Annotated in this window: 22 protein-coding genes; 14 read left to right on the forward strand and 8 right to left on the reverse strand. The window is 65.8% G+C overall.

What is annotated here, in order from left to right; all coding sequences use genetic code 11:
- Positions 1–62: 62 nt before the first annotated feature.
- Positions 63–1,535, reverse strand: a complete 1,473-nt coding sequence (locus EO156_RS03830) for an amino acid permease (RefSeq protein WP_003486242.1) — start codon at positions 1,533–1,535, stop codon at positions 63–65.
- A 179-nt stretch (positions 1,536–1,714) separates the two neighbouring features.
- Here EO156_RS03830 and EO156_RS03835 point away from each other — a divergent pair, with 179 nt between their 5' ends.
- A complete protein-coding gene (locus EO156_RS03835; RefSeq protein WP_005915392.1) occupies positions 1,715–2,263 on the forward strand; it encodes an NUDIX hydrolase in 549 nt (182 codons plus the stop codon).
- Positions 2,264–2,419: 156 nt separating this feature from the next.
- Here EO156_RS03835 and serA read toward each other — a convergent pair whose 3' ends face one another.
- The gene (gene serA, locus EO156_RS03840; protein ID WP_005915394.1) at positions 2,420–3,661 is read right to left on the reverse strand and encodes a phosphoglycerate dehydrogenase; all 1,242 of its coding nucleotides are present in this window, start codon (positions 3,659–3,661) and stop codon (positions 2,420–2,422) included.
- Between the two features lie 208 nt (positions 3,662–3,869).
- On the opposite strand from serA, the gene EO156_RS03845 reads away from it, so the two are divergent.
- From EO156_RS03845 to EO156_RS03855, 3 genes are read left to right on the forward strand one after another with little or no spacing between them, the layout of a single operon-like run.
- Positions 3,870–5,288: an FAD-binding oxidoreductase gene (locus EO156_RS03845; protein ID WP_016848636.1), complete on the forward strand. Its 1,419-nt coding sequence runs from the start codon at positions 3,870–3,872 to the stop codon at positions 5,286–5,288.
- Positions 5,289–5,322: 34 nt separating this feature from the next.
- Entirely contained in the window at positions 5,323–5,622 is a 300-nt protein-coding gene (locus tag EO156_RS03850; protein WP_005915396.1) for a DUF2388 domain-containing protein, read from the forward strand.
- Positions 5,619–7,475 carry a DUF4105 domain-containing protein gene (locus EO156_RS03855; protein WP_016848635.1) on the forward strand — a complete coding sequence of 619 codons (1,857 nt, stop codon included), beginning with the start codon at positions 5,619–5,621 and terminating at the stop codon, positions 7,473–7,475. The genes EO156_RS03850 and EO156_RS03855 overlap by 4 nt, the downstream gene beginning before the upstream one ends.
- Positions 7,476–7,703: 228 nt before the next feature.
- On the opposite strand, the gene EO156_RS03860 is transcribed toward EO156_RS03855, so the two are convergent.
- The 6 genes from EO156_RS03860 to EO156_RS03885 all read right to left on the reverse strand — a co-directional run bounded on the left by EO156_RS03860 (position 7,704) and on the right by EO156_RS03885 (position 11,843).
- Entirely contained in the window at positions 7,704–8,090 is a 387-nt protein-coding gene (locus tag EO156_RS03860) for a hypothetical protein (RefSeq protein WP_005915400.1), read from the reverse strand.
- On the reverse strand, positions 8,090–8,656 hold the full coding sequence (gene yeiP, locus EO156_RS03865) for an elongation factor P-like protein YeiP (protein ID WP_003486255.1): 567 nt from the start codon (positions 8,654–8,656) through the stop codon (positions 8,090–8,092). The genes EO156_RS03860 and yeiP overlap by 1 nt, the downstream gene beginning before the upstream one ends.
- A 100-nt stretch (positions 8,657–8,756) precedes the next feature.
- Positions 8,757–9,527 carry an SDR family NAD(P)-dependent oxidoreductase gene (locus EO156_RS03870; RefSeq protein WP_026006758.1) on the reverse strand — a complete coding sequence of 257 codons (771 nt, stop codon included), beginning with the start codon at positions 9,525–9,527 and terminating at the stop codon, positions 8,757–8,759.
- 135 nt (positions 9,528–9,662) lie between these two features.
- Positions 9,663–10,559 (reverse strand): hydroxymethylglutaryl-CoA lyase, encoded by an 897-nt coding sequence (locus EO156_RS03875; RefSeq protein ID WP_003486259.1) that lies wholly within the window; start codon positions 10,557–10,559, stop codon positions 9,663–9,665.
- Between the two features lie 106 nt (positions 10,560–10,665).
- Positions 10,666–11,049, reverse strand: coding sequence for a VOC family protein (locus tag EO156_RS03880; RefSeq protein WP_003486262.1), 384 nt, complete (start codon positions 11,047–11,049; stop codon positions 10,666–10,668).
- A complete protein-coding gene (locus EO156_RS03885; RefSeq protein WP_003486265.1) occupies positions 11,046–11,843 on the reverse strand; it encodes an enoyl-CoA hydratase-related protein in 798 nt (265 codons plus the stop codon). Before EO156_RS03885 ends, EO156_RS03880 begins: the two co-directional genes overlap by 4 nt.
- Before the next feature lie 114 nt (positions 11,844–11,957).
- On the opposite strand from EO156_RS03885, the gene EO156_RS03890 reads away from it, so the two are divergent.
- From EO156_RS03890 to carB, 10 genes are all read left to right on the forward strand, one after another.
- Positions 11,958–12,206 carry a FeoA family protein gene (locus EO156_RS03890; RefSeq protein WP_003486267.1) on the forward strand — a complete coding sequence of 83 codons (249 nt, stop codon included), beginning with the start codon at positions 11,958–11,960 and terminating at the stop codon, positions 12,204–12,206.
- Positions 12,203–14,062 carry a ferrous iron transporter B gene (locus EO156_RS03895; RefSeq protein ID WP_005931040.1) on the forward strand — a complete coding sequence of 620 codons (1,860 nt, stop codon included), beginning with the start codon at positions 12,203–12,205 and terminating at the stop codon, positions 14,060–14,062. Before EO156_RS03890 ends, EO156_RS03895 begins: the two co-directional genes overlap by 4 nt.
- Position 14,063: 1 nt before the next feature.
- Positions 14,064–14,318 carry a DUF6587 family protein gene (locus EO156_RS03900; protein ID WP_011051184.1) on the forward strand — a complete coding sequence of 85 codons (255 nt, stop codon included), beginning with the start codon at positions 14,064–14,066 and terminating at the stop codon, positions 14,316–14,318.
- Between the two features lie 60 nt (positions 14,319–14,378).
- Complete coding sequence (locus EO156_RS03905; RefSeq protein ID WP_029828929.1) at positions 14,379–14,879, forward strand: hypothetical protein; 501 nt, start codon at positions 14,379–14,381, stop codon at positions 14,877–14,879.
- Between the two features lie 227 nt (positions 14,880–15,106).
- The gene (locus EO156_RS03910) at positions 15,107–16,309 is read left to right on the forward strand and encodes a PLP-dependent aminotransferase family protein (protein WP_026007246.1); all 1,203 of its coding nucleotides are present in this window, start codon (positions 15,107–15,109) and stop codon (positions 16,307–16,309) included.
- A complete protein-coding gene (locus EO156_RS03915; protein WP_016851214.1) occupies positions 16,306–17,025 on the forward strand; it encodes an MOSC domain-containing protein in 720 nt (239 codons plus the stop codon). Before EO156_RS03910 ends, EO156_RS03915 begins: the two co-directional genes overlap by 4 nt.
- Positions 17,026–17,433: 408 nt before the next feature.
- A complete protein-coding gene (dapB, locus tag EO156_RS03920; protein ID WP_005915418.1) occupies positions 17,434–18,150 on the forward strand; it encodes a 4-hydroxy-tetrahydrodipicolinate reductase in 717 nt (238 codons plus the stop codon).
- Between the two features lie 239 nt (positions 18,151–18,389).
- Positions 18,390–19,565 (forward strand): glutamine-hydrolyzing carbamoyl-phosphate synthase small subunit, encoded by a 1,176-nt coding sequence (gene carA / locus EO156_RS03925; RefSeq protein WP_016851215.1) that lies wholly within the window; start codon positions 18,390–18,392, stop codon positions 19,563–19,565.
- A complete protein-coding gene (locus EO156_RS03930; RefSeq protein WP_005915422.1) occupies positions 19,565–20,008 on the forward strand; it encodes a hypothetical protein in 444 nt (147 codons plus the stop codon). Before carA ends, EO156_RS03930 begins: the two co-directional genes overlap by 1 nt.
- Before the next feature lie 8 nt (positions 20,009–20,016).
- Positions 20,017–23,259: a carbamoyl-phosphate synthase large subunit gene (carB, locus tag EO156_RS03935; RefSeq protein ID WP_003486287.1), complete on the forward strand. Its 3,243-nt coding sequence runs from the start codon at positions 20,017–20,019 to the stop codon at positions 23,257–23,259.
- Positions 23,260–23,263 lie beyond the last annotated feature (4 nt).

Here is a 23,263-nt window from a genome sequence, read left to right on the forward strand (position 1 = left end):
TTGGCGCTACGCGCGATCATTGAACAAGAAGACCGGCGTCGCGCGCCGGTCTTGAGAGAAGGTTAGGCCCGTTTCGCGAGGCGACTGTGGTGGATGCCGTAGCCGAAGTAGATCGCCAGGCCAATCACGGTCCAGCCCACGAACACCTTCCAGTGTTCCTGGAAGGCCTGGAAGAACAGGAACAGACAGGCCAACGCGCCCAGCGGGCAGATCACCATCGCCAGCGGCACCCGGAACGGGCGCGCCAGGTCGGGCTTGGTGAAGCGCAGCACCAGCACGCCAGCGCAGACCGTGGCGAAGGCGAGCAGGGTACCCATCGAGACGAGTTCGCCCAGCACGTTCAACGGGATCACCCCGGCCAGCAGCGCGGCGACCACGCCCACGAAGAGCGTGCCGACGTAAGGCGTGCGGAATTTCGGGTGCACCTTGCCGAACAGCTTGGGCATCAGCCCATCCTTGGCCATGGTGTAGAAGATGCGCGGCTGTGCCATCAGCATCACCAGCACCACCGATGACAGGCCGGCGATGGCACCGATTTCCACCGCGGTCTTGAGCCAGGTCAGTTGCGGATGGGCTTCCAGCGCGGTGGCCACCGGCTTGGCGGTGCCGAGCTGGGTGTAGGGCAGCAGGCCGGTCAGCACTGCGCAGACGATGATGTAGATGATGGTGCAGATCGCCAGCGATACCAGGATGCCGATCGGCATGTTCTTCTGCGGATCCTTGGTCTCGCCGGCGGAGGTGGAAACCGCGTCGAAGCCGATGTAGGAGAAGAACACGATGGACGCGGCGCGAAACACCCCGTCCCAGCCGAACTGGCCAGGGCCGGTATTTTCCGGGATGAAGGGGTGCCAGTTCGCCGGGTCGATATAGGCAATGCCGAAACCCACGAACAGGCAGATCACCACGACCTTGATCGCCACCACGATCGCGTTGGCGAACGCCGACTGAGTGACGCCGACGTAGCACAGGATGCTCACTGCGGCGACGATCAGCACGGCCGGCAGGTTGACCAGGTTGCCGGAGCTGACAAAGCCGTGGCCGTCCCAGGCCAGCGGCGCACCCGCCAACTCTGCGGGGAACGGCAACCCCAGGGTCCCGGTGATGAAGCTGATCAGGTAGGCAGACCAGCCGACCGCAACGCTGGAGCCGGCGAACAGGTATTCCAGCACCAGACACCAGCCGATGAACCAGGCGATGCCTTCGCCGAGCGTGGCGTATGAATACGAATAGGCGCTGCCGGAGACCGGCATCATCGCGGCGAATTCGGCGTAGCACAGGCCGGCGAAGGCGCAGGCGATACCAGCGAACACGAACGACAGCATCACCGCCGGGCCGGCGTGATTGGCTGCGGCCTGGCCGGTCAGCACGAAGATGCCGGCGCCGATCACCGCGCCGATACCGAGCATGATCAGGTGCTTGGCTGTGAGGGTCCGTTGCAACGTGGCTTCGCCTTGCAGGCTACCTTCGACCGGTTCGCCCGCATCGACGTGGCCGGCGGGCTCGATCGGTTTGACCCTCAACAGAGACTTCAGCATTCGGTACATCCCTAAGTGGCAAAGCGCAGGCGCAGGCGCCCGGACGAATTGGTGCGCCGCATCCCGATGGGACAGGCAAGCGGCCTACCTTGCCAAAGCTACACGCTCACGACAAGCGCGTACGCAGCATGAATGGCGATAATGCCCGCCTGGCCCGCACCGGCGACCGAGAAAGAACGATGGTGGATGCAACCCTGCAGCAGCAATTGGCGGCGTACCGCCTGCGTTGGCCGGAGGAAGCCGCGCTGACCGAGCAGTTCGCGCAACTGCTGGACGATGCCACCGATCCGTTCGTGCGCGAGCGTGTCGAAGGTCATTTCACCGGCTCGGCGTGGGTGGTGAGCGCCGACGGCACACGCACCTTGCTGACCCATCACCGCAAGCTGCAGCGCTGGCTGCAACTGGGTGGACATGCCGACGGCGACCGCGATCTGGCCCAGGTGGCATTACGCGAAGCGGAGGAGGAATCCGGGCTCGGTGGCCTGCGGCTCGCCGATGGGCAGCTGTTCGATCTGGACCGTCACTGGATTCCGGCGCGCGGCGACGTGGCGGGGCATTGGCACTTTGATGCGCGATACGTGGTGGTGGCCGGTGCGGACGAGGCATTCAAGGTCAGCGAAGAATCGCTGGCACTGGCATGGCGCCCGATTGCCGAGCTGCTTGCCGAGCCCGAGCTCGATCCGTCGCTGCGTCGGATGGCGGAGAAGTGGCTGGAAAGCCGGGATTAGCGATTCGGGATTCGGGATTGGCAGAAGCGGTGGTCCGGCGCCGATCTACCTAGCCGGCCCCCATGTTCTACCTCCTACAGCGTGATTGGACCGGTGAACCCACAGGTTGCCGCGCAGCGCTGTTGCGAATCCCGAATCCCGATTCCCCAATCCCGCTTAATAAAGGACCCGTGTCCGCAAGGTGCCGGTGATCTGCCCCAGCTCGTCCTTCAGTACGCCGGCAAGTTCCTCGCTGGCGCCGACATCGATGACCACGTAGCCCACCTTGGGGTCGGTGCGCAGGAACTGGCCATCGATATTGACGTTATGGCGCGAAAACAGTTCGTTGATCTGCGACAGCACGCCCGGCACGTTGCGATGGATGTGCAGCAAACGCAGGCTTTCAGCGTGCTCGGGCAAGGTGACCTCCGGGAAGTTCACCGCCGACAAGGTGCTGCCGTTGTCGCTATAGCGCACCAGTTTGGCGGCGACCTCGATGCCGATGTTGTCCTGCGCTTCCAGCGTGCTGCCGCCCACGTGCGGGGTCAGGATCACGTTGTCGTGCGCAGTGAGCGGCGATTCGAACGCATCGCCATTGCCCTTGGGCTCGATCGGGAAGACATCCACCGCCGCGCCGCCGATCTGGCCGGAGGTGAGCGCCGCATCCAGCGCGTCGATGTCGATGACGGTGCCACGCGAGGCGTTGATGAGATGCGCGCCGGGTTTCATGCGGGCGATCTCCGGCGCGCCGATCATGTCCTTGGTCGACGGCGTTTCCGGCACGTGCAAGGTCACCACGTCTGCGCGTGCCAGCAGGTCGTCCAGATCGATCGCCGCGCGGGCATTGCCCAACGACAGCTTGGTTTCGATATCGTGGAAGATCACCTGCATGCCCAGCGATTCGGCCAGCACGCCGACCTGGGTGCCGATATGCCCGTAGCCGACGATGCCCAGCACCTTGCCGCGCGTTTCGTGGCTGCCGGCGGCCGATTTCGACCAGCCACCGCGATGGCATTGCGCGTTCTTCTGCGGAATGCCGCGCAATAGCAGGATCGCCTCGGCGATGACCAGTTCGGCCACGCTGCGGGTGTTGGAGTAGGGTGCGTTGAATACCGGGATGCCAGCCAGCTCGGCCGCGTCCAGGTCGACCTGGTTGGTGCCGATGCAGAAGCAGCCGACTGCGATCAGGCGCTTGGCGTGCGCCAGCACGTCGGCGCTCAGCTGCGTGCGCGAGCGGATACCGACGATATGCGCGTCGGCGATGCGGGCGATCAACTCGTCTTCCGGCAGCGATTTGGCGTGCAGTTCGATCTGCGAGTAGCCGGCGGCGCGGAACACGTCCACGGCGGTCGGGCTGATGCCTTCCAGCAAAAGCACGCGGATGTCCTGCTTGGGAAACGAGGTTTTCTTCGGCGACATGGGGGAACGCAATGCAGCAATCGGGTCGGCAACTATGCCAGATGGGGTGCGCGATTGGGTGGCCGCAACGCAGTGTTCGCACCGGCCAAGCCCTTGCGGTGCAACGGTTTCAGCTGAATCCAACGCGGCGTCGGCCGGGAGTGCGCCGGCTGGACGAGGCAGGCCGGCGCTGGCACGCTGTGCGGTTCCTACCGCAGCGCCGCGTGCCATGACCGATCCCCGCATCCTTTCGTTGCAACAGGCCGTGCCTGCGTTGCGTTTGAAGACCGAGCCGGCCGACCTGGAGCATTACGGGCGCGACTGGACACGCCGCTGGACGCCGAACCCGCTCGCGATCGCCTTGCCCGGCTCGGTGGAGGAAGTGCAGGCGGTCGTGCGTTGGGCGAACGCGCAAGCCGTGGCGGTGGTGCCGTCGGGCGGGCGCACCGGCTTGTCCGGCGGCGCAGTGGCGGCCAACGGCGAGTTGGTGTTGAGCCTGGAGCGTTTGAACAAACCGCTGGATCTCAACGCAGTCGATCGCACGCTCACTGTGCAGGCCGGCATGCCGCTGGAAGCGGTGCACAACGCCGCGCGCGAGCAGGGGCTGGTGTACCCGGTGGATTTTGCGGCACGCGGCTCGTGTTCGATCGGCGGCAATATCGCCACCAATGCCGGCGGCATCCGGGTGATCCGCTACGGCAATACGCGCGAATGGGTGGCCGGGTTGAAGGTGGTCACCGGTAGCGGCGAGTTGCTGGAACTCAACAATGCGCTGGTGAAGAATTCCAGCGGCTACGACTTCCGGCATCTGATGATCGGCTCCGAGGGCACGCTGGGCATCGTGGTCGAGGCCACGCTGCGGCTGACCGACCCGCCGCCGCCCAGCAATGTGATGCTGCTGGCATTGCCGTCCTTCGACGTATTGATGCAGGTGTTCGCCGCGTTTCGCGCGCAGCTGCGCCTGGAGGCTTTCGAATTTTTTACCGATCGCGCGCTGGAGCATGTGCTTGCGCATGGCGCGCAGGCGCCGTTCGCCGAGGTTCACCCGTATTACGTGGTCACCGAATTCGCGGCAGGCGACGAGGCGCAGGAAGCTGCCGCGATGGCGGCCTTCGAGACCTGCATGGAGCAGGGCTGGGTCAGCGATGGCGTGATCAGCCAGAGCGATGCGCAGGCCGCGCAACTGTGGCGCCTGCGCGAAGGCATCACCGAAGCGCTGGCGCGCTACACGCCGTACAAGAACGACGTGTCGGTGCGCATCTCGGCGATGCCGGCGTTCCTGGCCGAAACCCAGGCGTTGCTGCACGATGCGTATCCGGACTTCGATGTGGTGTGGTTCGGGCATATCGGCGATGGCAACCTGCACATCAACGTGCTCAAACCCGATGCCACCAGCCAGGCCGATTTCGTTGCGGCCTGCGATCAGGTCACCAAGTTGCTGGCGCAGGCCCTGCAGCGTTTCGACGGCAGCATTTCCGCCGAACACGGCATCGGTCTGGTCAAGAAGGCCTATCTATGGAGCACGCGCTCTGCCGAGGAAATCGCCTTGATGCGCGGCATCAAACATGTGCTCGATCCTCATCTTTTGCTGAATCCCGGCAAGCTGTTCGAGACGCATGACGCACCTGCCAACACGCCCGCCGGTTAGTCTTCCAGCACCTTCACACGGAATCGATCAGCCCATGATGCGCTCCCTCGTGTTCTGCGCTTTGACGCTGCTGCCGCTGGCAGCGTTCGCATCCAGCCTGGCCGGCACTTCGGCAGGTGCCTCGTCGGCTGGCTCGTCCAATTCTTCCGGCAGCAGTTCCGGCGACGACAAGGTGGTGGCCGACGCCCGCGAAGATGCGGCCGGCTTTGTCGCCAGCGATGGCGTCATCCGCGGCGCGCGTCTGGAAGCGGCGTTGGTGCAGTTGCGTAGCCGTAGCGACGCGGCGCGGCTGGCCAGCGACCTGGAGCTGGCGCAGTCCATTCTGGCCCAGTGAGTCTGCGCCGGCGGTGCGGTTGGCTGCTGCTGGCCGCCTTGATCGCACCGCCGGCGCAGGCCGAACTGTTGTTCGAGGTTGTTCCGTCGGATTTGCCAGCGGCGGAAATCGAAGCAAGTAATGCGCTGGTACAGCAGGGCACGCAGCGATTGCCGCAAGGCTGGGCGCAGCGGATGACCGCCCCGATCCAGCTGCAATGGCGCACCGATCTGCCGGCGCAGGTACACGGCCGTGCAATCGGCAATCGCATCCTGCTCGATCGCGCGCTGTTGCAGGCGTGGAGCGCGCAATCAGACGACGCACGTTCCGATCGCAACGCGGCTGCCACGCGCGCGGCGATGGCTGCGCTCATACACGAACTGGCGCATGTGCTCGATCGCGGCGCACACAGCGCGTTGTCGCACGATCCGCGGCTGCGCGATCTTGCCGGCTGGCAGGTACGGCCGTGGCGGGTAGGGCGCGGCGCAAATCGGTTCAGCGACCGCAGCCCGGATGCGTACGAACGTCGCAGCCCGGCCGAGTTCGTTGCGGTCAATCTCGAGCATTACGTGCTGGACGGCGACTACGCCTGCCGGCGCCCTGCGCTGGCGGCCTGGTTTGCGCAGCGCCTGGGTACGCCGCAGGGCGCTACGCCCTGCGAGACTGCGTTGCCGTACCTGCAGGCCGACAACGATGCCGGTGCGATGTCGTTGCTGTCGCTGGATCCGGCGCGCGTGTACGCGGTGGACTATCTGCTTGCAGAGGGCAACGAGCAGCCGATGAGCCGCTGGGGCCATAGCATGTTGCGCCTGGTGATCTGTGCACCCGGGCACGCACCGGGCCCAGCATGCCGGCTGGATCTGCAGTACCACCGTGTGCTGTCGTTCCGCGCGTTCGTGGGCGATGTGCAGATTTCCAGCTGGCGTGGGCTCACCGGCTCGTATCCGTCGCGGCTGTTCGTGCTGCCGTTGAACCAGGTGGTCGACGAATACACCAAGGTGGAATTGCGTGCCCTGTCGTCGGTGCCGCTGACGCTGGCGCCCGATGAGATCGCGGCCCTGCTCAAGCGCGCCGCGCAGGTGCATTGGAGTTACGACGGGCGCTATTACTTCATCGGCAACAACTGCGCGGTGGAGACCTACAAGTTGCTGCATGACGGGGTGCCGCGCCTGGCTGCAGCGAACTTGTCCTCGATCACGCCGCGCGGAGTGCGGCAGCGATTGCAGCGTGCCGGCATCGCCGATCTGCGGGTGCTGGACGACCGTGCACAAGCCCTCCGTCAGGGCTATTACTTCGAATCGGCGGAGGCGCATTACCAGGCCATGTTCGATGTCCTTCGGCGCGGCATCGCGGTGCCGCAAACCACTGTCGCGCAGTGGCTGGATGCCGCGCCCGAGGTGCGCGCGCAATGGTTCGAACGCGGTGGCCTGCGCGAGACTGCAGCGGCATTGTTGCTGGAACAGGCGGCCCTGCGTCGTCAGGAATTACTGGCGCGCGATGCGCTCAAGCGCCTGTTGCAACCGGGCATGGCCGCGCGCGACGCGGTGCAGGGACAGCTGCAAGCGTTGTTCGCGCGCCAGGCGCAACTCAGTCGTCCGGCGGTGCTGCTGGGCAGCGCGGGGTATGGCTTGCCGCAAGCGGACGAGCAGCAACAGCTGAGCGCGCGCGTGGCGCGGGAAAGCGCGGTGTTGGTCGGCGGCTGGAAACAGCTGCAGGTGGCTGGACGGCAGCAACTGCCGGCCAACGTGCGCAATGGATTGGAGCAGGGCGAAGCGAATGTGGAACGTTTGCGTGCGCGCCTGCGCGTGCTTGCGCGCGGTGATGCGGCCGCCGCCGATGTGCTCGCCCCTGCGCATGCGCAATCGCGACCCTGATTGGAACGGATGAACTGCTTGGCCCTCTCCCATTGGAGAGGGTTGGGGTGAGGGTAGGGCAGCCAGCAGTCTCCCGAATTGCCTCGCCCTCATTGAGGGGGCGGCGCGCCATCTTCTCGCGGCGAGAAAGAAAGGGCGGCAGTCCGCAGCTGTGAGTCCTGACGACGCTGCCACTAGCAGGAGTAACCCATCGCATCGGCACACAGCTGTCATCTGAGCCGATGTATCTCAGCCGGCTGGTTGCAGATCCGCTTGCTTTGCATACTGACGCAGCCATTGGCTGACATGCGCATCGTTGCGGTACTGCTGCATCAACTTGGCCAGGCGTGCCGGTGCCGGGGTGCAGAACTGTGCCACGGCCACTTCGATCTCATGCCGGCGGTCGGCGTCATACGGCTCTTCGCCGGCGAAGTGCTCGCAGGTGTCGTAGTCCTCGACCAGTTTGCGCACCTCCTCGGGCATGCCGCACAGGCCTGCCGGATGCTGCAGCCATTCCTCTTCCACCTTGGGATCGGTGCAGGCCACCGGCGCAGGCGTTGCGGCCTGCGTCGGTGCTTGCTGCACGCTGCAGGCCGCCAGCACACCCACGGCCACGACAACAGCCACGCGACGCATCAGTCGGCGCGACCGGCAAATTCGCCCGTGGTGGTGTTGACCAGCACGCGTTCGCCGTTGGTGATGTACTCGGGCACCATGATTTCCATGCCGGTGTTGAGCTTGGCCGGCTTGGGCCGCTTGGTGGCGGTGCCGCCCTTCAATTCCGGCGGAGTCTCCACCACTTCCAGCGTCACCGTCTGCGGCAGTTGGACGGCCACCGGCTGCTCGTCGATCACTTGCACATAGATGCCGGTCAGACCATCGGTGATGTAGCCGGCGTCGGTGCCGATCACGTCCGCATCCAGCGTGTACGGGGTGAAGTCTTCGTCGTCCATGAACACGAACGCCTCGCCGTCCTTGTACGAGAACGTGGACTGCCGGCGCAGCAGCTCGACTTCCGGCAGGTTGTCGTCGGCATCGAAGCTGGCATCGGTTTTCACCCCGCCCGGCACGCTGTACATGATGAAACGAAAGCGCACATTGCCGCCGCGGCCCTGCGGCGAGCTGCGTTCGATGTCGCGGATCTGGTAAATGCCGCCGTTGTATTCGACGACGTTGCCTTTCTTGATGTCGTTGGCTTTCATGGGAATCGGGAGTAGGGAATGGGAAATCGAAAAAGCCGGGGCCGGGGTGCTGAGAGCAGGGCGCCGTTACGATTCCCCATTCCCGATTCCCCAATCCCCGCTACTTGGGCGCCAACCGCACGCCGCCGTCCAGGCGGATCACTTCGCCATTGAGGTAGCGGTTGCGCAGGATGAAGGCGACGGTGTCGGCGTATTCGTCGGGCTGGCCGAGGCGCGAGGGGAACGGGATGGAGGCGGCCAGCGATTGCTGCACGGCCTCGGGCATGCCGTCGACCATCGGGGTCCAGAACACGCCCGGCGCGATCGTCATCACGCGGATGCCGAAGCGGGCCAGTTCGCGCGCCATCGGCAAGGTCATGCCGACCACGCCGCCTTTGCTCGCCGCATATGCTGCCTGGCCGATCTGGCCCTCGAATGCGGCGACCGAGGCGGTATTGACGATCACGCCGCGCTCGCCGTCATCGCCGGTGGTGTTGTGTTGCATGACATCGGCCGCGGCCTTGGCCACATTGAAGCTGCCGACCAGATTCACCAGCACGGTGTTGCGGAAGGTGGCCAACGGCATTGGCGCTTCCTTGCCCAATACGCGGCCGGCGCCGAGGATGCCAGCGCAATTGACCACCAGATTCAATCCGCCCAGCGCCTGCGCGGCTTGCGCCACATTGGCCGCGACCTGGGCCTCATCGGTGACATCGGTGGCGAGGTAATGCGCGTTGCCGGCACCGAGCAGCGCCAGCGCCGCCTCGGCCTTGTCGGTGTTGACATCGAACAGCGCGACCTTGCCGCCGTCGGCCACGAGACGCTGTGCGACAGCCAGGCCGAGGCCGGAGACGCCGCCGGTCACGATGGCAAGGACAGAAGATGGCTGCATGCGGTGGTTCCCTGAGTCGCGTTGATGGCCGGTGGTGGCGGCAAACGAACGATCGGCGGAGCGGTCGGCCATTCTAGCCCAAGCCCCTGCGTGATCGCGGTGGTAGGTGATGCGCGATGCGCGGGCAGGCAGACCTCAGCCGGCGGCAGCCAACGCCTTGCCGACCTTGCTGCCGGTGTCGCGACCGAGCAGCCGCGCCAGCCAGCGGCCGGTGCGGGCCAGGGCGGGCAGGTCGATGCCGGTGGGCATGCCCAGCCCCTGCAACAGGTACACCACGTCTTCGCTGGCGACGTTGCCGCTGGCGCCCCTGGCATACGGGCAGCCGCCCGTACCGGACACGGCCGCATCGATCACGCGTACGCCTTGCTCCAGGCAGGCCGCGATATTGGCCAGCGCCTGCCCGTAGGTATCGTGGAAATGCACCGCCAACGCCGGCATCGGCACGGCCTGCGCCACTGCGGCCAGCATCCGACGCGCCTTGACCGGCGTGCCCACGCCAATGGTGTCGCCCAGCGAGATTTCATAGCAGCCGAGCGCGTGCAGACGTTGCGCCACATCCACCACGTCGGTCACCGGCACCTCGCCCTGGTACGGGCAGCCCAGCACGGTGGAGACGTAGCCGCGCACGCGTATCCCATCGAGCGCGGCCTGCTGCAGGATTGGCCGAAACCGTTCGATCGATTCGTCGATGCCGGCGTTGGTATTGGTGCGATTGAACGCCTCCGATGCTGCGGTGAATACCGCCACTTCCTGCGCCCCCGCGGCGCGTGCGCGTTCGTAGCCCTGCAGGTTGGGTACCAGCACCGGATATGCGATGCCCGGCGCCTGCGCGATGCCGGCAAACACCTCGGCGGCGTCGGCCAGCTGCGGTACCCAGCGTGGGCTGACGAAGCTGGTCGCTTCGATCGTGCGCAGCCCGGTGGCCGAGAGTTGATCGATCAACGCGATCTTGTCGGCAGTGGCGATCGGCTGCGCTTCGTTTTGCAGGCCATCGCGTGGGCCAACTTCGACAATGCGGACGAAGTCGCTCATGCGCTCACATCGCGGCGCGCATGACCGCATACAGGCATCGCCACAACCGCATGCGTGGTGGCGGCCGAATGCGCGAATAAGGAATCCAGGGACATCGGAAAGATACTCATGCGGGGAGGTGGCAGACCGCTTCGCAATTGTGGCCATCAGGGTCGAGCACGAAGGCGCTGTAATAGTGTGGGTGGTAATGCGGGCGCAGGCCGGGGGCGCCGTGATCGCGGCCGCCGGCGGCCAGCGCAGCACGATGAAACGCATCGACGCTGTCGCGGTCGGTCGCCGTCAGCGCGACATGGGTGGTGCCCGGCGTCTGCGCATGGGAGCCCAGCCAGAGAAACGGGCGCTCGGTGCCGAAGCCGGCATGCGCGCGGCCGCCGGTCTGCGCGGCCGTCAGTTCCACCAGCAGCGCGATGCCCAGGGGTGCGAGCGCGGCCTGGTAGAACGCGGTGCTGGTTTGCAGATCGCTGCAGGCCAGGCCGATATGGTCGATCACGCCATGCTCTCCGGCACCCACGCGGCGCTGCGCTTGTCGAGGAACGCCCCCAGGCCTTCCTGGCCTTCGGGCGACACGCGCAGACGGGCGATCAACGCCGCATTGGCGGCATCGATGGCATCGCGGTCGGCAGGTGGCAGCACCGAGCGCACCAGCGCCTTGGCGCTGCTGGTGGCCAGCGGCGCTGCAGCCAGCAGCAGACGGACCTGCCGCTCCACGGCGATATCCAGCTGATCGGCGGCCACCAGTTGGTGCAGCAGACCCAGCAACTGCGCGGTGCCGGCATCGAAGATCTCGGCGGTTGCGAACCAGCGCCGCGCCTGGCGCGCACCGATCGCTGCAACCACATAAGGCGAAATGACCGCCGGCAGCAGGCCGAGCTTGCTCTCGGTCAGGCCGAAGCGCGCCTCGGTACAACCGATGGCGATATCGCAACACGCCACCAGGCCGACACCACCGCCGAAGGCGGCCCCGTTGACGCGCGCGATGGTGGGCTTGGGCAGTTCATCCAGGGTGCGCATCAACTGCGCCAGCGCCAGTGCGTCGGCGGCGTTCTCCGCTTCGTTGGCGCTGGCCATGCCGCGCATCCAGTTCAGGTCTGCGCCGGCCGAAAAGGCCGCGCCATCACCGGTCAGCACGACGATGCGGATCTGCGAGGCCCGGCCAGCCTCGCGCAATGCATCGGTCAGCGCGGCGATCAGCGTCGCATCGAAGGCGTTGTGGACTGCGGGGCGATGCAATCGCAAGGTGCGGACCGCCCCGTGGTCTTCGACAATCAAGCCGGTGTCCTGCATTGCGTACGTCCATGAATGGGATGCGAACCATGATAGCGGGCCGGGTCGCCGGAGCCATGACGCGGTGCGTCGATGCTAGAATTGAGAACCATTCCTAACAATCAGGCCGTCTTTGTGACGCTGTCCGACATGCCTTTGCATCGCGCCGCCATCGTGGATTCCGTGGAGGATCGTCTCCCCAACGACACGATCGCCCGGCGCTTGCGGGAGTTGGGGTTTGTCGCAGGCGAGGAAGTCACGGTGCTGGCCACCGGGCCGGTCGGTCGCGAGCCATTGTTGGTGCAGGTGGGCTACACGCGTTTTGCCCTGCGCCGCAGCGAGGCTGCGCGCGTGCAGGTGCGCCATGCGGGAGGATCGGCATGAGCGCTGCCAGCGTTCCGCTGCGTCTGGCGCTGGTTGGCAACCCCAACAGCGGCAAGACCGCACTGTTCAACCAGCTCACCGGTAGCCGGCAAAAAGTGGCCAACTACACCGGCGTCACCGTCGAGCGTAAGGAAGGGCACTTCCGCGCACCGTCGGGGCGCGACTTTGCGGTGCTGGATCTGCCCGGCGCCTACAGCCTGCAACCGGCGAGCCTGGACGAGGCCATCACCCGCGACCTGTGCCGTGGCTTTTATCCGGGCGAGCCGGCGCCGGATGTGCTGGTCTATGTGATGGACGCGACCAATCTGCGCCTGCATCTGCGCTTTGCGTTGGAGCTGCGCGAGCTCGGCCGGCCGATGATCGTGGCGCTGAACATGATGGATGCCGCACAGCGGCGCGGCATTGTCATCGACCTGCCGGCGCTGGAGCAGGCGCTCGGCGTGCCGGTGGTCGAAACGGTGGCGGTGCGGCGCGGTGGTGCCAAGGTGCTGGTCGAGCGGCTCGATGCGCAGGCCGCGCGCCTGGCGGCGCCCGCCGCCAATCCGCCGGCCGACGGTAATTATCACGCGCTGGTGCGGCAGATCCTCGGCGCAGCGGTGACCATGCCCACCCGCACCTCGCGCGTGGACGATGCGCTGGACCGCTGGCTGGTGCATCCGATCTGGGGCCTGGTCACGCTGGCGGTGGTGATGTTCCTGATCTTCCAGGCGGTCTATGCCTGGGCTGCGCCGGTCATGGACCTGATCGACGGCGGCACCGCTGCCTTGGGCGATTGGGTCGGCGCGACCCTGCCGGAAGGTCCACTCAACAGCTTGCTCAAGGATGGCGTCATCGCCGGGCTGGGCGGGGTGATCGTGTTCCTGCCGCAGATCCTGATCCTGTTCGCCTTCATCCTGGCATTGGAAGAATCCGGCTATCTGCCACGTGCGGCGTTTCTGCTCGATCGCATGATGTCGGTGGCCGGTTTGTCGGGGCGCTCGTTCATTCCGCTGTTGTCGAGTTTTGCATGTGCGGTGCCGGGCATCATGTCAACGCGCAGCATCCAGGACCCGCGCGACCGGCTCGCCACCATCATGGTCGCGCCGCTGATGACCTGTTCGGCGCGGCTGCCGGTGTATGCGTTGTTGATCGGCGCCTTCATTCCGCAGAAGACCGTGTGGGGCATCTTCAACCAGCAGGGGCTGGTGCTGTTCGGTCTGTACGCTGCGGCTATCGTCAGTGCGCTGCTGGTCTCGTGGACGATGAAGAAATGGCGGCGCGACAAGAGCGAGCACCCGTTGATGCTGGAGCTGCCGTCCTATCGCGTCCCGCAGGTGCGCGATCTGGCGCTGGGGCTGTGGGAGCGCGCCTGGATCTTCCTCAAGCGCGTGGGCGGCATCATTCTGGCGCTGACCATCCTGCTGTGGTTCCTGCTGTCGTTTCCCGAGGCGCCGGCCAATGCCACCTTGCCGGCAATCGACTACAGCTTCGCCGGTCGTATCGGTCACGCAATGGCAGTGTTCTTCGCACCGCTGGGCTTCAACTGGCAGATCTGCATCGCGTTGATTCCCGGCCTGGCTGCGCGCGAAGTGGCGGTGGCCTCGCTGGCCACGGTGTACGCGTTGTCCGCTGCCGACGACGACGCGGCAGCCCAGGCGCTGTCGCCGCTGATCAGCGACGGTTGGTCGCTGGCCACCGCGTTGTCGCTGCTGGTCTGGTACATCTACGCGCCGATGTGCATCTCCACGCTGGCCACGATCAAGCGCGAAACCAACTCGTGGAAGCAGATGACCATCAGTGCGGTGTACCTGTTCGCGCTGGCCTACCTGGCGTCGCTGGTGACCTACCAGCTGGCCGTGCTGCTGGGAGCCGGCTGAGATGACGCTTCCGCTCACGCTGCAATACCTGGTGATCGCCATCGCAGTGCTGGTCAGCCTGTGGGTGGTGATGAAGAAACAGTTTCCCGGTGTATTGCGTCGCCTGCGTGGCGCGCTTGCGCTTGGGCTGCTGCGCCGCGGGCGGCCGGCATGGATGCAGGCACTGGGGCGTCGCGTGGCGCCGCCTGCCGCCCAAAACGTCTCGGCCTGCGGCGGTTGCGACAGCTGCGGCCCGACACCGCCCCGCAGCCACTGATCCCCGGCGTCTGGTCTACACTTGCGCGGCCGCAGGACGCGGCCAGACAAGGGGGCGGTGATGCGTTTGCTGGTGTTGTTGGCGGTGCTGGCCGCCGTTGCGGGTGTTTATCACCATGGCGGCAACGCGCTCGACGAGAAGCAGGTGCGCGATTTCTATGCCGCGCACGACAAGGCGATGTTGAGCCAGGACGGCGAGGCGCTCTGCGCAATGACCGCGCCGGAATTCGAAATGGTGGTGCTGTACCGCATGGATTCCCATCAGCAGCGGCAGACCGCCAACCGCGAGAAATATTGCAAATCCAACGGCGAATGGGCACAGGTGCTGCGGCAGATGAGCCACGTGGCCGATCCGGAAGAGCTGATCGACTACAAACAGTCCATCACCAAGATCGATATCGCCGCGGACGAACATTCGGCAATAGTCGAAACCCGCGCCACGCTCGGTCTGCCGGGCGTGCGCATGACCTTTCGCACACGCGACAAGGTGATCCGCAAGCGCTGGAAGACGCTCATCGCCCACAGCGAAGGCACTGCCTGGGTCGGCCCGGCGTATCAATAAGCGCAGTTGACCAAACGACTGCGCTTGCTGCCCGGTGGCGCGATCGTCGCTGGTTGCGGCTTGTGTCGTGCGGCCAGGGCAGCTGCAGTGCACCCTGCACGGTTGCCTGGTGATGGCGGGCGACGTGCTGCCGGCCTTTGGACTGCGTGCCGGGCGAGGCAAGCGGTCAGCGATCCGTCGCTGCACTGCACAGCGCCGCAGCCACTTGCGTTCGCTATGCTTGCGCCATGACAACTTCCTTCCAGATCTCCCGACGTGCGCAGGCGCTGACCAGTTCGGCGATTCGCGAAATCCTCAAGGTGACCGAACGGCCGGAGGTCATTTCCTTCGCCGGCGGCCTGCCGTCGCCGGCCACCTTTCCCGTGGAGCGCATGCGCGCAGCCAGCGACCAGGTGCTGCGCGACGCCCCGCAGGCGGCACTGCAATACGGCCCAACCGAAGGTTATGCGCCGCTGCGCGAATGGGTGGCCGCGCGGCTGAGTCGCGATGGCGCCAGCATCCGGCCCAGCCAGGTGCTGATCACCACCGGCTCGCAACAAGGCCTGGACCTGCTCGGCAAGGTCTTCATCGACGAAGGCAGCAAGGTGTTGGTGGAAACGCCGAGCTACCTGGGCGCATTGCAGGCGTTTTCGTTGTTCCAGCCGGCATTCGTCGGCATGCCTTCGGACGAGGGCGGCGTGGTGGTGGATGCGCTGGATCCGTTGCTGCTGGCCGATGCGCGCTTTCTGTATTGCCTGCCGAATTTCCAGAATCCCACCGGCCGGCGCTTGCCGTTGGCGCGTCGCCAGGCCTTGGTGGCACGCGCGGCCGAGGCAGGCGTGCCGATCGTCGAAGACGACCCGTATGGCGAGCTGTACTACAGCGGGCAACCGTTGCCGAGTCTGTTGTCGATGAACCCGGAAGGCGTCATCTATATGGGCTCCTTTTCCAAGGTGCTCGCGCCCGGCCTGCGGCTGGGCTATGTGGTGGCGCCCGAAACGGTGCTGGGAAAACTGATCCAGGCCAAGCAGGCGGCCGATCTGCACACCCCATCGTTCACGCAGCGCGTGGTGTACCAGACGCTGCAGGACGATTTTCTCCAGACCCATATTCCGCAGATCCGTGCGCTGTACGCGCGTCAATGCGGCTTGATGCTGGAGGCGCTGGACCGGCACTTCCCGCCGCAGGTGCAGTGGAATCGCCCGGAGGGCGGCATGTTCTTGTGGGTGACCTTGCCGCCGGGTCTGGACGGGACCGCGTTGCTGGCGCGGGCCATCGCGCGCAATGTCGCGTTCGTTCCCGGCGCGCCGTTCTTCGCCACCTTGCCGCAGACCAATACGCTGCGCCTGTCGTTCGTCACCGTGCCCGGCGAGAAGATCGATGCCGGCATCCAGGTGCTGGGGGAGCTGTTGCGCGAGGCGCTGGCCGAGTCGCCAGGGCTGGGCGGGTGACGGTGGCGACGGCGGAGCAGGGTGCGCCGATCGCGATCAGGATCGATCATGTTGCCATCGGCAGCGCGCGCGACTTCACTCGCCCTGGCAGCCGCAGCGCGATCGACAAGCGCGCGCTGCAGGGAGCGGTGCAGGTGGGCCTCGAAGGCCTGGAGGGCGATGAGCAAGGCGACCGGCGCGTGCATGGCGGGCCGGACAAGGCCATCCATCATTACCCGCGCGATCACTACGCTGCCTGGCGCGATGAACTTGGTCCGCACGTGTTGCTTGAGGCTGCAGGTGCCTTCGGCGAAAACCTCAGCAGTGTCGGCGTGACCGAAGCCGATGTCTGTCTCGGCGATCGCTTCACCTTGGGCACGGCGGTGGTGGAGGTGTCGCAGTTGCGACAACCGTGCTGGAAGCTGTCGGACCGTTTTGGTGTGCGCCAGCTGGCGCGGCGGGTGCAGGAAACCGGCCGTACCGGCTGGTATTACCGCGTGCTGCAGCCGGGCAGCGTCGCGGCCGGCGACCTGCTGACCCTGCAGGCGCGGCCGCATCCGGATTGGCCGCTGTCGCGTCTTCAGCAGGTGCTGTACGCGCGCCAGGTCGATGTTGCAGCCGTCACCGCGGTATTGCAGCTGCCGCTCGTGCCGTCCTGGCGCACCCTTTTCGAACGCCGCCTGCAGCGCAGCGAAGTGGAAAGCTGGAGCAAGCGGCTGGATGGTATTGGCGACTGAGGAGGGATAACAAGACTACTGCGTAGTGTCAGGCGGATGTGGTCGCTGCGTACGTCGGCCAGTACAGCACGTGCACGCGCTTGCGCCGCGCAGTCCGCGCCTGCATGACGACTGCGCGCTACGTTGCGATAGCCACGCGGAGAGCGGCCGACATCATCGCCTCATAGGGTTGGCTGCGTGCCGGCTTGCGGAATCGGCAGAGTCCAGTCGCATCTGCGGCTCTCCGTTCGGCAGTACATCTCCAGGAACCGTTCGCCACGCCTCGTCGCCCGCCTCGAAAGTAACCGGTCGCATCACTGCGCAACGCCGCATCGCGCGCAATGGGGCACCGCAGTGACGAATCGCTAATCCCAGATCCCCAATCCCGGCTATCGTGTACCACCCACATCGCCAAGCCAGCCTGCCGCCATGACAACCTCTGCTGTGAAAGTTCTGATCCACGGCGCCTCCGGGCGGATGGGCAAGGCGTTGCTGCGATTGGCTGCCGAAGACCAGACCTTGCAGGTGGTCGGCGCCGTGGTGGGCCGCTCGCCCTCCCAGCGCGTGGTCGATGGGGTGCCGTTTTTCGCTGCCAGCGAACTCGGCGGCGCGCCTGCGTTCGATGTGGCGATCGACTTCAGTTTGCCGCAGGGCTTCGCACCGATCCTGGCGTTGTGCGCGCAGCGCGGCAAGCCGCTGGTGTCCGGCACCACCGGGCTCGACGAGGCGCAGCGTGCGGCCTTGCGCGATGCCGCCCAGCAGATTGCGCTGGTCTGGGCGTCCAACTTCAGTCTGGGCGTTGCGGTGCTGACAGAGCTGGTGGAGCGCGCGGCCGGCACCTTGCCGGGGTGGGACTGCGACATCCTCGAATCGCATCACGTGCACAAGCAGGACGCGCCCTCCGGCACCGCATTGACGCTGGGCGAGGCGGCGACCGGCAGCGGCGCGCAGCCGCGCTATGTCAGCCTGCGTGCCGGCGACATCGTTGGCGAGCACACCGTGCAGTTCACCGGGCTGGGCGAGCGGGTCGAGCTGGTGCACCGCGCGACCAACCGCGACATCTTCGCGCGCGGTGCCTTGCATGCGGCCAAGCGGCTGATCGGCAAGCCGGCAGGCAGCTACCGCGTACGCGATCTGGTGCTGTAGGCGCGCCGCAGCCATGCATGAACGATAGCCGCACGTCGCGGCCTATTCATGCCTCAACGTTGATGCCGCGACGGCATCCGATGCTCTTCAGACTGGCATGGCGGGGCAGTTGCCTTTACAATTCTCGCTTGCCCGAACCAGCGTCGGACCGGTCCCCAGCACCGCGTCCGCGCTTTGCTGCAACCGGAATTTGGCCGGGAGCGCATCGGAGTCCCAGGCAGCCAGAGCGAGACCCCCACGTGACCCAACCCGCAATCCTTGTCCTCGAAGACGGCACCGTGTTCGAGGGCGAATCCGTAGGCGCCAACGGGCTTTCCGTCGGTGAAGTGGTGTTCAACACCGCCATGACCGGCTATCAGGAAGTCCTGACCGATCCCTCCTACGCCCGCCAGATGGTCACGCTGACCTATCCGCATATCGGCAACACGGGCTTCACCGATCAGGACGACGAAGCCCGCAAGATCTGGGCGGCCGGCCTGATCGTGCGCGATGTGCCGCGCCGCCCCAGCAACTGGCGCAGCCAGGTGGCCTTGCCGGAATGGCTGCAGGCCCGCGGTGTGGTCGCCATCTCCGGCATCGACACCCGCAAGCTGACCCGCCTGCTGCGGCAGAAGGGCGCCCAGAACGGTGCGCTGATGGCCGGCGACATCGACGTCGAAAAAGCGCTGGAAGCCGCACGCAAATTCCCCGGCCTGAAAGGCATGGATCTGGCCAAGGTGGTCTCGACCGAGAGCACGTACAACTGGAAGGAAGGCTCGCTGGATCTGAACTCAGACAGCTTTTTGGGTCTGGGTGCGTTGAATATTGGAAAGTCCGCACATGCAAGTGCGGGCTCTGGCGAGGAACGCGCATTCAAGGTCGTGGCCTACGATTACGGCGTGAAGCTCAACATCCTGCGCATGCTGGCCGAGCGCGGCTGCGACGTCACCGTGGTACCGGCGCGCACGCCGGTGGCCGAGGTGTTGGCGCTGCAACCCGATGGCGTGTTCCTGTCCAACGGCCCGGGCGACCCGGAGCCGTGCGACTACGCGATCGATGCGATCAAGGAACTGATCGCGCAGAAGGTGCCGACCTTCGGCATCTGCCTGGGCCATCAGCTGCTGGCGCTGGCCGCTGGCGCCAAGACGCTCAAGATGACCACCGGTCATCACGGCGCCAACCACCCGGTGCAGGATCTGGACGGCGGCCGGGTGATGATCACCTCGCAGAACCATGGTTTTGCAGTGGATGAAAGCACCTTGCCGGCCAATGTGCGGGTGACCCATCGGTCGCTGTTCGATGGCACCAACCAGGGCATCGCGCTGACCGACGCACCGGCGTTCTCGTTCCAGGGCCATCCGGAAGCCTCGCCCGGCCCGCGCGATGTGGGGCCGTTGTTCGATCGGTTCGTGGATCTGATGGCGGCACGCGCCTGATGAAAACAGGGCTGGCCTCGCTGCCGCGCACACGCCATTGGCGGGTGTTTGCGTTGGCGATGCTGGCGCTGTCGATGTATCCGGCGTTCGTGTTGATTGCGGTGTATTCGCAGTGGTTGGGTTCCGGCCTCCCCGGCGGGCGCAACGGCCCGGCCGATGCCTACCGACACAGCCTTGCGAGCGCCATCGTCGCCTACACCTTGTCTCCGCGTTGCGTGGATTGGGTGACTGACGTGATGGAACGCGGTGGCGTTGGCACGCCGAGCCGCGCGATGGATGCGCATAACAACGGGATTGGCGCGCGCATCGGCGCCGCCGCTCCCAGCTGGGCCGCGATGCAGCGAGAGGTTCGCGCCGCGGTCGACCATGGCGCGATCGATGCCCGATCGCCCGACCAAATTACCTGGCTCGCCGCTACGGCGTGGCAGGACCGACTTTACTGAGGACCCCCATGCCAAAGCGCACCGACCTAAAAACCATCCTGATCATCGGCGCTGGCCCGATCGTCATCGGCCAGGCCTGCGAGTTCGACTACTCCGGCGCGCAGGCGTGCAAGGCGCTGCGCGACGAGGGTTACCGCGTGGTGCTGGTCAACAGCAATCCGGCCACCATCATGACCGACCCGAACATGGCCGACGCCGTGTACATCGAGCCGATCAACTGGCAGACGGTCGAAAAGATCATCGCCAAGGAAAAGCCCGATGCCCTGCTGCCGACCATGGGCGGGCAGACCGCGCTGAACTGCGCGCTGGACCTGGCCGACCACGGGGTGCTGGAGAAGTACAACGTCGAGCTGATCGGCGCCAAGCGCGAAGCGATCCGCATGGCCGAAGACCGCGAGCTGTTCCGCGTGGCGATGGGCGAGATCGGCCTGGACTGCCCGACGGCGGCGGTTGCCCACACGCTGGAAGAAGCGCTGGAGATCCAGACCCGCGTCGGTTACCCGACCATCATCCGCCCCAGCTTCACCCTGGGCGGTAGCGGTGGCGGCATCGCCTACAACCGCGAAGAGCTGATCGAGATCGTTGGCCGCGGCCTGGAACTGTCGCCGACCACCGAAGTGCTGGTGGAAGAGTCGGTGCTGGGTTGGAAAGAATTCGAGATGGAAGTGGTGCGCGACACCGCGGACAACTGCATCATCGTGTGCGCCATCGAAAACCTCGACCCGATGGGTGTGCACACCGGCGACTCGATCACCGTTGCGCCGGCGCAGACGCTCACCGACAAGGAATACCAGCGCCTGCGCGATGCCTCGATCGCGGTGTTGCGCAAGATCGGCGTGGATACCGGCGGCTCGAATGTGCAGTTCGGCATCAGCCCGACCACCGGCCGCGTGGTCGTCATCGAAATGAATCCGCGCGTGTCGCGTTCCTCGGCGCTGGCCTCCAAGGCCACCGGCTTCCCGATCGCCAAGGTCGCCGCCAAGCTGGCCGTGGGCTACACGCTGGACGAATTGAAGAACGAGATCACCGGCGGTCTGACCCCGGCCTCGTTCGAGCCGTCGATCGACTATGTGGTCACCAAGATTCCGCGCTTTGCGTTCGAAAAATTCCCGCAGGCCGATGCGCGCCTGACCACGCAGATGAAGTCGGTGGGCGAGGTGATGGCGATGGGCCGCACCTTCTCCGAATCGCTGCAGAAAGCGCTGCGTGGCCTGGAAACCGGCAAGATCGGCCTGGATCCGACCGGCCTGGACCTGAGCAGCGAGGACGACATCGCCACGCTCAAGCGCGAACTGAAGGCACCGGGCCCGGAGCGCTTGTTCTACGTCGCCGATGCCTTCCGTGCCGGCATGACGGTGGCCGATGTGTATGCGCTGTCGTTCATCGACCCCTGGTTCCTGGACCAGATCGAAGAAATCGTCAGCCACGAACAGCAGTTGGCCGACGACGGTATGGCGGCGCTGGATGCACCGCGCCTGCGCATGCTCAAGCGTGCCGGTTTCTCCGATGCGCGCATGGCGCAGCTGATCGGCAGCAACGAAGAATCGGTACGCACGCTGCGCCGCGCGCTGAAGGTACGCCCGGTCTACAAGCGCGTGGATTCGTGCGCTGCCGAATTCGCCACCAGCACGGCGTATCTGTATTCGACCTACGAGGACGAATGCGAGGCGCTGCCGACCGATCGCGACAAGATCATGATCCTGGGCGGTGGCCCCAACCGCATCGGCCAGGGCATCGAGTTCGATTACTGCTGCGTGCACGCGGCACTGGCGCTGCGCGATGATGGCTTCGAAACCATCATGGTCAACTGCAATCCGGAAACCGTCTCCACCGATTACGACACCTCCGACCGTCTGTACTTCGAGCCGCTGACGCTGGAAGACGTGCTGGAAATCGTCGAGCTGGAAAAACCCAAGGGCGTGATCGTGCAGTACGGCGGCCAGACTCCGCTGAAGCTGGCGCGTGCGCTGGAAGCCAACGGCGTGCCGGTGATCGGCACCTCGCCGGACTCGATCGACCTGGCCGAAGACCGTGAGCGTTTCCAGCAGCTGGTCGACAAGCTCGGCCTGAAGCAGCCGCCGAATCGCATCGCCCGCAATGCCGAAGAAGCCTTGGTGCTGGCACGCGAAATCGGCTACCCGCTGGTGGTGCGCCCGAGCTACGTGCTGGGCGGCCGTGCGATGGAAATCGTCTACGGCGAGTCCGACCTGGCGCGCTACGTGCGCGATGCGGTCAAGGTCTCCAACGATTCGCCGGTGCTGCTGGACCGCTTCCTCGACAACGCGGTGGAAGTGGACGTGGACATCATTGCCGACAAGGACGGTAACGTGCTGATCGGCGGGGTGATGGAACACATCGAAGAAGCCGGCGTGCATTCGGGCGATTCGTCCTGCTCGCTGCCGCCGTATTCGCTCTCGCCGCAGACCCAGGCCGAGCTGCGTCGCCAGGTGGTGATGCTGGCCGAAGGCTTGAACGTAGTGGGCCTGATGAACACCCAGTTCGCGGTGCAGGTCAACGAGGCGGGCGACGACATCGTGTACCTGCTGGAAGTGAACCCGCGTGCCTCGCGCACGGTGCCGTTCGTGTCCAAGGCGATCGGCATGCCGCTGGCCAAGATCGCCGCGCGTTGCATGGCCGGCAAGACGCTGGCCGAGCAGGGCGCCACCAAGGAAATCGTGCCGGACTACTACTCGGTGAAGGAAGCGATCTTCCCGTTCGCCAAGTTCCAGGGCGTGGACCCGATCCTCGGGCCGGAGATGCGCTCCACCGGTGAGGTGATGGGCGTGGGCCGCAGCTTCAGCGCGGCGTTCGCGCGCGCGCAGGAAGCCGGTGGCATCAAGGCGCCGCCGCTGGGCAAGGCCTTCGTCTCGGTGCGCGACCCGGACAAGCAACGCGTGCTGCCGGTGGCGCAGGCGCTGGTGGAGCGTGGCTTCACGCTGGTGGCCACGCGCGGTACCGGTGCGTGGCTGCAGCAGAACGGGCTGAGCTGCGAAATCGTCAACAAGGTGGCCGAAGGCCGCCCGCACATCGTCGATTCGATCAAGAACGGTGAGATCGTCTACATCGTCAACACCACTGAAGGTCGCGCTGCCATTTCGGATTCGTTCTCGATCCGCCGCGAAGCGCTGCAGCATCGCGTGACCTATTCGACCACTGTCGCCGGCGCCAAGGCGCTGGTGCAATCGCTGGAATTCCGCGGCACCGGCCCCGTGTGGTCGCTGCAGGAACTGCACAAGGAGCTGGAAGCATGAGAGC

The organism is Xanthomonas sp. DAR33341, from assembly GCF_003992815.1.
Lineage (GTDB): Bacteria > Pseudomonadota > Gammaproteobacteria > Xanthomonadales > Xanthomonadaceae > Xanthomonas > Xanthomonas cissicola.

What these genes read in the sequence shown, in the direction of transcription:
- carB (WP_003486287.1), top strand. Translation starts at nt 20,017, where the DNA reads ATGCCAAAGCGCACCGACCTAAAAACCATCCTGATCATCGGCGCTGGC.
- EO156_RS03850 (WP_005915396.1), top strand. Translation starts at nt 5,323, where the DNA reads ATGATGCGCTCCCTCGTGTTCTGCGCTTTGACGCTGCTGCCGCTGGCA.
- EO156_RS03900 (WP_011051184.1), top strand. Translation starts at nt 14,064, where the DNA reads ATGACGCTTCCGCTCACGCTGCAATACCTGGTGATCGCCATCGCAGTG.
- EO156_RS03910 (WP_026007246.1), top strand. Translation starts at nt 15,107, where the DNA reads ATGACAACTTCCTTCCAGATCTCCCGACGTGCGCAGGCGCTGACCAGT.
- EO156_RS03895 (WP_005931040.1), top strand. Translation starts at nt 12,203, where the DNA reads ATGAGCGCTGCCAGCGTTCCGCTGCGTCTGGCGCTGGTTGGCAACCCC.
- EO156_RS03870 (WP_026006758.1), bottom strand. Translation starts at nt 9,527, where the DNA reads ATGCAGCCATCTTCTGTCCTTGCCATCGTGACCGGCGGCGTCTCCGGC.
- EO156_RS03845 (WP_016848636.1), top strand. Translation starts at nt 3,870, where the DNA reads ATGACCGATCCCCGCATCCTTTCGTTGCAACAGGCCGTGCCTGCGTTG.
- EO156_RS03930 (WP_005915422.1), top strand. Translation starts at nt 19,565, where the DNA reads ATGAAAACAGGGCTGGCCTCGCTGCCGCGCACACGCCATTGGCGGGTG.
- EO156_RS03860 (WP_005915400.1), bottom strand. Translation starts at nt 8,090, where the DNA reads ATGCGTCGCGTGGCTGTTGTCGTGGCCGTGGGTGTGCTGGCGGCCTGC.
- EO156_RS03835 (WP_005915392.1), top strand. Translation starts at nt 1,715, where the DNA reads ATGGTGGATGCAACCCTGCAGCAGCAATTGGCGGCGTACCGCCTGCGT.
- EO156_RS03830 (WP_003486242.1), bottom strand. Translation starts at nt 1,535, where the DNA reads ATGCTGAAGTCTCTGTTGAGGGTCAAACCGATCGAGCCCGCCGGCCAC.
- yeiP (WP_003486255.1), bottom strand. Translation starts at nt 8,656, where the DNA reads ATGAAAGCCAACGACATCAAGAAAGGCAACGTCGTCGAATACAACGGC.
- dapB (WP_005915418.1), top strand. Translation starts at nt 17,434, where the DNA reads ATGACAACCTCTGCTGTGAAAGTTCTGATCCACGGCGCCTCCGGGCGG.
- serA (WP_005915394.1), bottom strand. Translation starts at nt 3,661, where the DNA reads ATGTCGCCGAAGAAAACCTCGTTTCCCAAGCAGGACATCCGCGTGCTT.
- EO156_RS03905 (WP_029828929.1), top strand. Translation starts at nt 14,379, where the DNA reads ATGCGTTTGCTGGTGTTGTTGGCGGTGCTGGCCGCCGTTGCGGGTGTT.
- EO156_RS03885 (WP_003486265.1), bottom strand. Translation starts at nt 11,843, where the DNA reads ATGCAGGACACCGGCTTGATTGTCGAAGACCACGGGGCGGTCCGCACC.
- EO156_RS03875 (WP_003486259.1), bottom strand. Translation starts at nt 10,559, where the DNA reads ATGAGCGACTTCGTCCGCATTGTCGAAGTTGGCCCACGCGATGGCCTG.